At 44.9% G+C, this 11,747-nt stretch carries 12 protein-coding genes and 1 tRNA gene; 10 read left to right on the top strand and 3 right to left on the bottom strand.

All coding sequences use genetic code 11. The features are described from left to right. The 3 genes from BLU87_RS11535 to secG all read right to left on the bottom strand — a co-directional run. On the bottom strand, window positions 1-348 hold a 348-nt coding region (locus BLU87_RS11535; protein ID WP_139167551.1), incomplete at its 3' end, for an IS110 family transposase. 423 nt (window positions 349-771) lie between these two features. Then, window positions 772-858 (bottom strand) — tRNA-Leu (locus BLU87_RS11530). Between the two features lie 62 nt (window positions 859-920). Continuing rightward, window positions 921-1,211: a preprotein translocase subunit SecG gene (gene secG, locus BLU87_RS11525; protein ID WP_092348486.1), complete on the bottom strand. Its 291-nt coding sequence runs from the start codon at window positions 1,209-1,211 to the stop codon at window positions 921-923. A gap of 157 nt (window positions 1,212-1,368) precedes the next feature. Here secG and BLU87_RS11520 point away from each other — a divergent pair, with 157 nt between their 5' ends. The 10 genes from BLU87_RS11520 to BLU87_RS11475 all read left to right on the top strand — a co-directional run bounded on the left by BLU87_RS11520 (window position 1,369) and on the right by BLU87_RS11475 (window position 11,725). After that, on the top strand, window positions 1,369-3,765 hold the full coding sequence (locus tag BLU87_RS11520) for a PAS domain S-box protein (RefSeq protein WP_175498368.1): 2,397 nt from the start codon (window positions 1,369-1,371) through the stop codon (window positions 3,763-3,765). 170 nt (window positions 3,766-3,935) lie between these two features. Beyond that, the gene (locus BLU87_RS11515) at window positions 3,936-4,496 is read left to right on the top strand and encodes a cupin domain-containing protein (RefSeq protein ID WP_092348480.1); all 561 of its coding nucleotides are present in this window, start codon (window positions 3,936-3,938) and stop codon (window positions 4,494-4,496) included. Window positions 4,497-4,538: 42 nt separating this feature from the next. Then, the gene (locus BLU87_RS11510; protein WP_092348477.1) at window positions 4,539-5,105 is read left to right on the top strand and encodes a helix-turn-helix domain-containing protein; all 567 of its coding nucleotides are present in this window, start codon (window positions 4,539-4,541) and stop codon (window positions 5,103-5,105) included. Window positions 5,106-5,222: 117 nt separating this feature from the next. Further along, on the top strand, window positions 5,223-5,498 hold the full coding sequence (locus BLU87_RS11505) for an HU family DNA-binding protein (protein WP_092348474.1): 276 nt from the start codon (window positions 5,223-5,225) through the stop codon (window positions 5,496-5,498). Window positions 5,499-5,573: 75 nt separating this feature from the next. Then, complete coding sequence (locus BLU87_RS11500; protein ID WP_092348471.1) at window positions 5,574-6,080, top strand: gamma carbonic anhydrase family protein; 507 nt, start codon at window positions 5,574-5,576, stop codon at window positions 6,078-6,080. A 28-nt stretch (window positions 6,081-6,108) separates the two neighbouring features. Further along, window positions 6,109-6,585, top strand: a complete 477-nt coding sequence (locus tag BLU87_RS11495) for a Crp/Fnr family transcriptional regulator (RefSeq protein ID WP_092348468.1) — start codon at window positions 6,109-6,111, stop codon at window positions 6,583-6,585. Window positions 6,586-6,739: 154 nt separating this feature from the next. Further along, window positions 6,740-8,428 (top strand): Na/Pi cotransporter family protein, encoded by a 1,689-nt coding sequence (locus BLU87_RS11490; RefSeq protein WP_092348465.1) that lies wholly within the window; start codon window positions 6,740-6,742, stop codon window positions 8,426-8,428. Further along, window positions 8,428-9,321 carry a Ppx/GppA phosphatase family protein gene (locus tag BLU87_RS11485; RefSeq protein WP_092348462.1) on the top strand — a complete coding sequence of 298 codons (894 nt, stop codon included), beginning with the start codon at window positions 8,428-8,430 and terminating at the stop codon, window positions 9,319-9,321. Before BLU87_RS11490 ends, BLU87_RS11485 begins: the two co-directional genes overlap by 1 nt. A 71-nt stretch (window positions 9,322-9,392) precedes the next feature. Further along, complete coding sequence (gene iorA / locus BLU87_RS11480) at window positions 9,393-11,150, top strand: indolepyruvate ferredoxin oxidoreductase subunit alpha (RefSeq protein WP_092348459.1); 1,758 nt, start codon at window positions 9,393-9,395, stop codon at window positions 11,148-11,150. Continuing rightward, a complete protein-coding gene (locus BLU87_RS11475) occupies window positions 11,144-11,725 on the top strand; it encodes an indolepyruvate oxidoreductase subunit beta (protein WP_092348456.1) in 582 nt (193 codons plus the stop codon). Before iorA ends, BLU87_RS11475 begins: the two co-directional genes overlap by 7 nt. Window positions 11,726-11,747: the final 22 nt, after the last annotated feature.

Here is an 11,747-nt window from a genome sequence, read left to right as displayed (position 1 = left end):
GGGAAAGGAACCACCACGCAGCAACACGGCAATCTTGTGAGAATCGATCTTGTCGTTCTTGGCCTTACCCCCATGAATGGCACGCATATAGAGCGCATGACCCAGAACAAAGTCGATCTCTTCGTCAGCACAAAGATCGGCCAGCCAATACCAGGAGAACATGCACTCACAGCCGACAACAAGACGTTCGCGATAAGGTTTGATCAGACGTAAGAATGCTTTCGGTTTAGTGGGAATGTTCTTATGAACCACCACTTCACCGACAGAATTGAGGATACAGGCATACATGGCATCGGCATGAAGATCGATACCACAATAAAAATGATGCTGTTTGGTGTAGAATCTCATAATGCAGGCTCCTTTCTTTGAGGGTTAGTCTGTTACTCAAAGGATAGCGGATGGTCCGTTGTCTGTGGAGGGGGCCTGCACTAGTATCAACGTAATCAACCGGACGGAAAATACGTCTGTGGAAATTTGAAATCAAAAACTAAAATTGCGGTGGTGGCCAAAACTTCGCGTCGCCGCCGGTTATCATGAACCGTTGAGGCTGTAGAAAAACCCTAAAATATGTTATTTGTCTGCGGTTGTCATGCTTTTTCAAGGGAGGGGAAACATGCCGCGACTCAAAGATTACAACCCCGGTCATACAGTTCTTCTGCCCAATTCTTTTGACCCACAAATCCTCTCTGGCACCTTTATTTGGTGTAGATCCTCGTACAACGTAAAAACGGCTACTTATTAACATAAGCAGCCGTTTCTATCAGTATTTGTTGGTGCCGAAGGCGAGACTCGAACTCGCACGAGCAATTGCCCACCACCCCCTCAAGATGGCGTGTCTACCAGTTCCACCACTTCGGCAAATCAGGTTGTAACTTATACTCAACCGTAACTTCGGTTGTCAATAATAAATTTAAATATTTCTATTCTGGTGCAGGTGCCGATATGGGTACATCTACAGAGCTGGGCATCACCGACTTGGATGTTGCTGATCCGTAGAAATAAGCCAGACTTAAACTGGTTAACATGAATATTATCGCTGCCGCAACAGTGACTTTACTCATGAAGTTACCACCGGTAGATCCAAACATGGCTTGGCTACCACCAGCACCGAACGAAGCGCCTGCCTGAGCACCTTTACCCATTTGCAACAGAACGATAACGATCAAAGCGATTGAAACAACAATATGAAGTCCAATTAAAAGTGAAGTCATGCAACTTTCTCCTATAGCTATTTTTAGAACCGCAGAAAATTAGCATAGCCGTGCTGGTTTGCAAAGTAAATTTTTATATTAAGATTGTCAATCTTCTAGCGATTTTATTCTTCAGTCGCTACAATGCCACGAATTTCTAATGAAATGGAGATATCTCGTGATTGATATAACCAAATTGGATCAGGGTGGGGAATATTTTTTACGCCTTTTTAACGGCATCGCAGACGCTGTTTTTATCTCCGAGTGTCGGGCTGATGGCTTACCTGGGCGATATATTGAAGTCAACGATGTCGCTTGTGCATTGCTCGATATGGGCCGAGATGAGTTGTTGGAACTCTCTCCCGATGACATTGACCGTGTTGCGATGGAAGAGAAGGGCGCGTTTAAGACAATTATTCAGACCATACAGGAAACTGGAAAGACGCTGTTTAAGACCCATTTGCTACGGCCTGATGGGATTTGGGTGCCAGTTGAGATTGGTATCCAGCTGTTTGAATTAGGCGGCCAGAATGTGTTTTTTTCAGTGGCCAGAGACATTACCCTGCGCGAAGACTATGAAGCTTCTATTCAAGCCTTGGTCCGCAGTACCGTCGGACTCACAGGGCAAGAGTGTCTTGATGAGATTGTCCGTAATCTCTGTAGCTGGCTCAATGTCGATGGCGCCTGTATTTCATTATTGCAAGATGATCAGCTCGAAATTAAAGCCAGTTACTGTGCCGGGCAGCAAAAGCAAGCCTATTCTCTACCCGTCAATTTTCTCCCTTTCCGGGAAATTCTGAACGGCAAGTTTTGTTTCTATCCGGAAAATGCGAATTCATTGTTTGTCAATAATGACGATGAAATTTTACAACATGTTTCAGGGTTTATTGGCTGTCCGATGCTGGGGCATGATCGGCAAGTCTTAGGGATGGTTTGCGCTCATTCGTTGACCCCCTTACAGCATGTCCCCCATGTTGAGGAGCTTCTATCGATTATCGCTTCACGTGCCGCAGCTGAATGTGAGCGTATGCGCTTTGTCCGTGAGATTTCTCATAGTGAGGAGATGCTGCGCACTCTGTTCAGCTCGACGGCTGAAGCTATCGTTGGGATCAATCTCGAAGGCATTATCGAGTTCTGCAACCCTTCTGCGGTAAAAATCCTTGGTTACGATGACGAGCAGGACTTGATTGGCAACAGTTTCTGGCAATTGATCCACTCTGATTTCTTCGATGAGCAAACCCCTTCGACGGATGTCTGCCCGTTTATCTCTTCGATCACCATGGGGGAGAAGATCAGTAGCGAGGATGGTTTTTTTACCCATCGTGATGGGCGTCTGATCCCTGTTGAATATTGGGGACATCCGATGGCGCTTGACCATCAGCTGGTTGGTGGGGTGATTACTTTTATCGACATCTCGCGGCGAAAAACGTTAGAAAAGCAATTGCAACACTCTCAGCGGATGGAGGCAATTGGAACCCTGACTGGTGGGATTGCCCATGATTTTAACAACATTTTAACGGTGATATCAGGGTACGTCGGCTTACTTGAATCACAGATAACTGATAATCCCAAGTTGTTGGCCAAGATTCAAAAGATTGGCGAAGCGGCTGAGAGGGGTTCTAAGCTCACTCATGGGTTGCTGGCCTACAGCCGTAAAAAGTCTGAACCTTCGACTCCAGTTGATTTGAACGCACTGATTCTCAACATCCAGGATTTTATTGCACGCGTTATCGGTGAGCGAATTGATAAAATATTATTTTTGTCAAAACATCCTCTTGTGGCTCTTGCCGATTATTCACAGATTGAGCAGGTGTTGGTTAATCTGGCGACCAACGCACGGGATGCCATGCGTGACGGTGGAGAACTGAAGATAACAACCGAACAGACCCAGATTGATCGCAGCTTTTGCCAGATGTATGGTTATGGAGAACCTGGAACCTATGCCCTTATTCGTGTTGAGGATAATGGTGATGGGATCCCCAGAGAAATTCAGCAGAAGATTTTTGACCCTTTTTTTACCACTAAAGATACTGGCAAGGGGACAGGGCTTGGTTTAGCCATGGTCTGGGGGATTGTCAAGCAGCATAAAGGTTATGTTCTGGTTGATAGCCTGCTAGGGAAGGGCTCAGAGTTTAAAATTTATCTGCCGCTGACACTTCAGCCTGTTGCTCCTTCTCCCGTAAACTGCCACGCTCAACTTCCGGGCGGGGACGAGACGATCATGTTGGTTGAGGACGATCCCCTCGTGCGGGATTCAACACAGAGTATTTTAACCACAGTTGGCTATCAGGTTATCGTCAATGATTGTGCTGAAGCGGCGCTACAGGTTCTGGAAAAACAACGGGAGAAGATCTCTTTAATCTTATCGGATGTTGTCATGCCGGGAATTAAGGGACCAGAATTTTATCAGGAGATTCGCAAGAAAACCCAGATTCCCGTTATTTTTATGAGCGGCTATACTTTTGATTCTCTGCATGAACAGGGCTTATTCTGGGATGAAGTTCTCCTCTTGAATAAACCTATCCAGCCGATTGAACTGTTGACCCGGATTCGTGAAAAACTCGATATGGTATAATATCTCTTAATGTCTTCAATAATAACGTCCTTAGCGGTCAAATTAGTTCAAGAAATAGCCTATTACCCGATATGGACTACCATTAATGAATTATCTATCCCATATAAGGTTGACACCCTTATGTCGCAATGATAAAGTGATTTTTCAAAAATATAATGGAGTGCGTTGGAATGGTTAAAAAACTTATAGGTCGTAAATTGAAGTCATCTCGTTTAAAGCGAGATAAAACGATACAAAATCTTGCTGAGATGTCCCACGTGTCATCGAATATGATCTCCAGAATCGAGCGGGGTCTGACGATCCCATCGGTTGAGATTCTGATGAAATTGGCTGATTCTCTGGGGCTAAGCTTGAGTTACTTTGTTGAAGAGGCTGAAAAGGGGAATAATATCGTTTTTACCCCTTCGGGGCAGGGAGAGCCCATTTTCTTTTTTGAAGACAAACATCAGATCTCCAGTCTGACCCAGGGTTTACGCGATCCTGGGTTTTCGGTTTTCGTCGACACATTAGAACCCTACTGTGATAGCGGTGAGGGGGGAATGGTCCATACCGGTGAAGAGTTTGCTATGGTTCTTGAAGGCTGTTTGGACTTTGTTATTGATGGGGAAGCGTTTCATCTGGAGCCTGGCGACTCCCTCAGTTTTAAAGCAACTTTGCCACACAGTTGGAAAAACCTGAAGAATCAGCAGGCTAAGATCCTCTGGGTTGTTTCTCCACCACCAAATGTTTGAAGTAGTCGAGCAAATGTAATTTAGGCAGAAGGGAAAGCCGCCATGCAAGTTAAAAAAATTGTCGGGAAAAAATTAAAAGAGATTCGCCTGAAGCACGACTTGACGATACAAATTCTGGCCGATAAATCGCAAGTGTCATCGAACATGATATCCAGGATTGAACGGGGTCTAACCATCCCGTCTGTTGAAATTCTTATGCGGCTGGCGAATGTTTTTGACAAGAGTATCAATTATTTTGTTGAAGATGTCTCTTCATCGCATGAAGTTGTCTTTACGCGCACCGGTGGTCGTGATAAGACGGTCTATGATGATGAACACAATATGCATACCGAGTCCTTCACATCGGGACTTCGTGACCCACAATTTATGTCATTTTACTGCACCGTGCAGAAGGGTGGTAAGAGTGGTGAAAGCAACATGTATCACCCCGGCGATGAATTGATCTATATTCTGGAAGGGCACTTAAAGATGACCGTTACCGATGAAGTTTACCTTCTTGAGGCCGGAGATAGCCTTTGCTTTAAGTCTCACTTGCCCCATCGCTGGGAGAACATTGGTGATCAGGAAGCCAAAGTTATCTGGACATTATCGCCTTTTACAATAATCTGAGACTATTTAGATACTTGGGTTGTATGGACTCTTCTTGACATGTGTTTAAAATATTGTATAGTCATGAAACTATTGTAATTTGAGTTTGATCCTCTAAATACCCGTAAGGGGGGCGTTATGAATAAGTCTGAACTCGTAGAAACATTGTCGATTAAGAACAATTTGACTTACAAAAAGTCAGAGCAGATTGTTAATCTGATATTTGATGCTATGTCGCAAGCTTTAATCGATAATGACCGGATTGAAATTCGTGGTTTTGGTAGTTTTATGGTGAAAGAATATAAGGCCTATATGGGCCGTAATCCTAAAACTGGAGAAATCATCCAGGTGAATGAAAAAAAATTACCCTTCTTTAAGGTTGGCAAAGAACTACGAGAACGGGTTGATAGCTAACTAACCTACCGGATATAAACCAATAAAGACCTGTTCACGTCCAGTGAATAGGTCTTTTTATTTCATGAGAGAGCTATGTTACACAAATATCAAGGATTATCGCCAAAGCTGGATCCAACGGTTTTTTGTGCTGCATCAGCCGAGATTATTGGTGATGTGGTCATCGGGGTTGATTCCAGTGTCTGGTTTCAGGTTGTTATCCGTGGAGATGTCAATTCTATCCATATTGGCGATCGCAGCAACATCCAGGATGGAACAGTTATTCATGTGACCCATGATATTTATCCGACGATTATCGGCGATGATGTCACTGTGGGGCATAATGTCATCTTGCATGGGTGCAAGATTGGCAACCGCTGTCTGATTGGAATGGGGGCGATTGTCCTCGATGGGGCTGAAGTCGCAGATGACGCGATGGTTGCAGCGGGAGCGTTAGTGACGCCGGGAACATCTATCCCTTCAGGGACATTATATGCTGGAGCACCGGCTAGGTTTAAACGTCATTTATCTGAAAAAGAAGTTGATGATCTTAAGCAGTCGGCCAAACATTATGTGCACTATGCAGAAAATTATAAATGCTGAGCGTCATTATTGACTGAAGGGGACATTTATGAGCCTGGTAAACCTTACAGAACTGAGCGGTAGTCCACTTTTTGAGGGGTTGGCTGCTAAAGAGATCGAATATCTAGGTTCAATCTTCACTGCTAAGCAAATTGCAGAAGGTAAGACTGTCTTTGTCGAAAATATGCCGGGTGAATCTCTCTATCTGATTCAACAGGGAACGGTAAAAATTTCGCAAATGTTGGCCGAAGTCGATGAGGTTGATTTGATGACCTTGACCTCTGGCGATGTTTTTGGCGAGATGGCTGTGATTGATGGCGGAAATCGTCAAGTCCGGGCAAGAATTTCTGAAAACGCCACCCTTTTTATCCTGCACCGGAGCAGGTTTAATACCCTGGTGAGCGAACACCCACGCCTTGGTTTACAGTTGACTCTAAATATCGTTAGATTGTTTAGCGCCCGGATACGCAGAGCCAAAAAAGATTATCGGGCCATGCTTACAGTCAGTCTGGCACGGAAAAGGTAATTAACGCTTGAAGATATTTGCACCTAAGTCGGCAGTTGATGCCGACTTTTTTTATTGAGAAGACCCTGCCCACGGTATACTATCCGTGGGTAAGTTTTTATATTGCTTATGCTTTTAAGTCGATTGTTCTGAGATAATCCTCTGTGGAGGAACGATGTCTGCCTTATTAAATCAACAACTCATATTTGGATTATTGGGTGGTTTGGGGATGTTTCTTTTCGGCATGAAGACGATGTCGGAAGGTCTACAAAAAATCGCCGGTGATAAGATGCGGAAAATTATCTCCGCGTTGACAGATAATCGCTTTATAGGGGCTCTTGTTGGTATTGCAGTCACCGCTATTATCCAATCTTCAAGTGCTGTCACGGTTATGGTCGTCGGCTTTGTCAATGCGGGGCTGCTTTCACTGATTCAAGCTATCGGGGTGATTCTTGGAGCCAATATTGGGACGACGATCACCGCGCAGCTCATCGCTTTTAAAATCACCAAGTTCGCTCTCCCTGCAATCGGTTTAGGTGCTGGACTCAAGCTCTTTAGTAAAAACAAAAAATATACGTATACCGGTGAAATTATTCTTGGTCTGGGATTGCTGTTTCTTGGCTTGTTAACCATGAAACATGCTTTTATCCCCTTAAAGAGCAATGCCGAGTTCAGAGAACTGTTCATCCTTGTCGGGGATTATAAACTCTTAGGAGTTTTGATCGGTGCTCTCCTCACGGTTCTTGTCCAAAGCAGCAGTGCGACCATCGGTATCACTCTGGTTCTTGCCAGTTCCGGCCTCATATCCTTTGAAGCCAGCGTTGCCCTGATCCTTGGTGAAAATATCGGAACAACAATTACCACGAATATCGCAGCGATTGGGACCAATCTCGCCGCGAAAAGAACCGCGTTTTCCCATCTCTTGTTTAATGTGGTCGGTGTTCTGTATATGCTCCTGTTAATGCCTGTGTTTATGAAGATCATCTCCATGATTACTCCGGGAGATGCCGACTTTGTGATTCAAACCCAGGCCCAGGCAAATAGCTATTTGGCGGAGATCGGAGATAAACCGTATATTGCCCGCCATATTGCGAACACTCACACCGCCTTCAATGTCATTAATACCATTCTCTTCCTCCCTTTTATTGGTCTATTGGCCAAAGTTTCCTCCCTGATCGTTCGCGGTGAAGATAGTCTTGATGTTCTTCAGGTTAAATATATTGATGATCGTGTCTTGAACACCCCTCCGGTTGCTATTGGTCAAGCACGCAGGGAGACCCGTCGGATGGCACAGGTAACAATTGAAATGGTGCAAGAGACCACGCTATTTTTGGATGACGGTGATTTTTCCCGGATACGTGCATTGAAAAAGAAAGAAGAACTCGTTGATGTTCTGCAACAAGAGATATTAAGCTTCCTGGTGAAACTTTCGCAAAAATCAATTTCAGCCCAGACTTCAGAGACCTTGAGTTCGTTAATGAATATTGTCAACGACCTTGAAAGAATAGGGGACTATTGTGTCAACCTGTGGCAACTGGGCATCGAAAAGAATCAAAGTAAAATTACTTTTTCAAATTTTGGCGACAATGACCTCAGTGGCATTGCCGAAACAACGATGGAGTTTTTGACCTTTGTCATCCATGCGATGGAATCTGAAGACAAGACAATTGGCTTTAAATCTATTGAGTATGAAGATAAGATTGATGCGATGGAAGAATCTCTTCGCTCTAACCATATCCAACGTCTTCACACGGGTGAATGTGCGGTGCAACCGGGGCTGATTTTTATTGATATGCTAAGTCTCTATGAAAAAATAGGCGACCATACCTACAAAATTTCCAGATCTCTTTGTGGTGAAGATTGATGATCGCCGTTATTGACGTGGGCAGCAACACCATCAGGATGCTCCTCAGCGGTTCCAAGTCGGAACCACCACAATATTTTCGGCAGATAACCCGACTTGCAGGTGGTCTCACGGCACAGGGAAATCTCTCAGAAGCTGGAATGCGACGCAGCTTGGAGACACTGATATCCTATAAACAAGTCATTTCTTCCCTCGGTATCTCCTGTGTCAAAGCTGTAGGCACTGCGGCATTAAGACACGCAAAAAACAGTGATATTTTTGTCGCTGAGGTCTATGCTGCCACGAATATTAAAATCGAGATTATTGCCGGAGAAGAGGAGGCTTTTTTAGCTGCTAATGGTGCTTTAGCTGTTATTGATCCTCTTCCTGATGTGGCTGTTGTCCTTGATATTGGTGGTGGCAGTACCGAGATATCCTGCGTCAGTGATGAACTCATTCATTATCAGCAAAGCTATCCACTTGGTGTTGTTCGTCTGAGTGAAGAGAGTTTATCAGCGGCTGAGAGAGAGCAGCAAATTAAAGCGACCTTCGGTCTTTTTTCTGAAGACCTTAATCAGGCCGGTCTGAAACATAAAAATTATCAACTGATTGGTACCGCTGGGACGATTACGACTCTGGCGGCTATCCATCTTTCTTTGCTTGAATATAATGCTGCATTAATCAATAATCACGTTTTATCGGTAGATTGGCTGCTTAATATTAAACAAAAACTTGAATCTATGAGCGAGCTGCAACGAGAAAATCTTCCCGGGATGGAAACCGGTCGTGGGGACTTAATCTTGCCGGGGATTGAGATTTTACTCTATCTGCTCAACCAGCTTCAGTTATCAACGCTGCGGGTCTCTGATTCCGGTTTACTTGAGGGTGTCATGCTTCATTTGACAGACTCATAGCAATTGCCTATTATCCCGAAGATTTATTCGTCCATTGCTTTGACCTATTTCCACTTTATACAAGGGCTGTTATGAAAAAAGTTTTACTCTCTGGAAATGAGGCGATTGCTCGCGGCACCTATGAAGCAGGTGCGTTGGTGGCTTGCGCCTATCCTGGTACCCCCAGTACTGAGATCCTTGAAACGATCACTCAATATAAGGATATCAACGCCTCTTGGGCGCCCAATGAAAAAGTTGCTCTGGAAGTTGCAATCGGAGCCTGCTTCGGTGGTGCTCGTGCACTGGTCACCATGAAGCATGTCGGCGTTAATGTTGCGGCTGACCCACTTTTTACCCTTTCATATACGGGAGTCCGTGGAGGCTTGGTTATCGTAACAGCTGATGACCCTGAATTGCACTCATCTCAGAATGAACAGGACAATCGCAATTTTGCCAAGTTTGCTAAAGTCCCCATGTTTGAACCTTCTGACAGTCAAGAAGCTCTTGATTTTACCAAACTGGCATTTGCTGTTAGTGAACAGTTTGATACCCCGGTGTTTCTGCGGACGACAACCAGAATATCCCACTCTAAATCAGCAGCACTTTTGAGTGAACGCCCGACCGATATTCCGGTTCCAAAGCTTGAGCGAAATCCGGCAAAGCTAGTGATGTTGCCAGGTAATGCCCGTAAGCGGCATGTCATTGTTGAACAGCGCACCCTGGATCTTGAAGAGTGGGCATGCCAGCAAGCGTTTAATCGGGTCGAGAAAGGGGCAGGGGAGATCGGCGTTATCACTTCTGGAGTCTCCTATCAATATGTTAAAGAGATTATGCCTGATGCGGATATTCTTAAACTGGGCATGGTTTACCCACTGCCTAAACAGATGATTCGTGATTTTGCCGCAAACTATGAAACCCTCTATGTCATCGAAGAACTCGACCCCTTCATTGAAGAACAGGTCCAGGCGATGGGAATCAAGGTTCATGGCAAGGATAAATTATCAGTCTGTGGTGAACTCACTCCAGGACGTCTGCAAGCGGGGCTGTTCGGAAAGTCATTGCCTTTGGAAGATACTTCAGCTGATCTGCCACAGCGTCCACCGAACATGTGTCCCGGCTGTCCACACCGAAGTGTATTTATGGAACTGAATCGCGCTAAAGCCTATGTCACTGGCGATATTGGTTGTTATACACTTGGATTTATGCCGCCACTTTCAGCCATGGACACCTGTATTTGCATGGGTGCCAGCATCGGCAACGCAACTGGAATCAGCAAAGTTCTTTCTGCAGAAGAGCAACGTAAAGTTGTCGCCGTTATTGGTGATTCTACCTTCTTGCATACGGGCATCAATGGTCTTCTCGATATGGTTTATAACCAATCGGCAGCCACTGTCATAATTCTGGATAATCGGATCACGGCAATGACTGGCCGACAAGAAAACCCGACATCAGGTTATACTCTGAATGAGCTTGAAGCCCCACGTGTCGATATTGAGCAACTCTGTCGCGCAGTTGGTGTCAAGCACGTACAAGTTGTTGACCCATACGACATCGCCTTGACCCGCAAGACGATACGTGAAGAGATGGCGCGCCCTGAAGCGTCGGTTATTATCACCACTCGCCCCTGTATGTTGGTCCCACGAGACAACATAGAACGGCGCACTCCGCTATTTGTTGATCATGATAAATGTACCGGATGTAAAGCCTGTTTACGTTTGGGGTGCCCAGCTATTACCTGGGATGAAGAGAATAAGAAATCAAATATTGACAAAATTATTTGCACCGGTTGTAAGGTCTGCCAACAAACCTGTGGATTTGATGCTTTTCAGGAGTGCGGTGAAAAATTATGAATAAAGTCACGAATATTCTCTTAGCCGGAGTTGGTGGACAAGGAATTCTGTTGGCCAGTGAAATCATTTCTGAGGTGATGCTGATGGCTGGCCTTGATGTCAAAAAGAATGAAGTTCACGGGATGTCGCAACGGGGTGGAAGTGTTGTTTCTCATGTCCGTTATGGTGAAAAAGTTTACTCTTCAATTATCCCTGAAGGGGAGGTTGATATCCTTTTCAGTTTTGAAATGCTGGAGACTTGTCGTTATTTACCTTTAATGCGCCCAAGTGGAAAGGTCATTGTCAATGACTGGAAGATTGCTCCACCGTCAGTGGCTCTAGGTCAACAAGCCTATCCTGAAAATATTGTCGCCAACATGCGCCAACAGTTTGCAGATACGACACTAGTTAACGGTCTTGTCCTTGCTTTAGAGGCGGGGAACGCGAAAACGGTCAATACTGTTCTCCTTGGAGCTCTTTCGAATGTTTTAGAATTTGATCGAGATCTCTGGCTCACCGCATTACGGAAAATGATCCCTGAGCGGTTATTGGCGGTCAACCTGAAAGCATTTGATTTAGGCTGTCAGACTAAGTGATCAAAGACTTTTATTCTTTTTG

The sequence above is a fragment of the Desulfuromusa kysingii genome (assembly GCF_900107645.1).
Taxonomy (GTDB): domain Bacteria; phylum Desulfobacterota; class Desulfuromonadia; order Desulfuromonadales; family Geopsychrobacteraceae; genus Desulfuromusa; species Desulfuromusa kysingii.
This window is presented reverse-complemented; position numbering and strand designations above follow the sequence as displayed.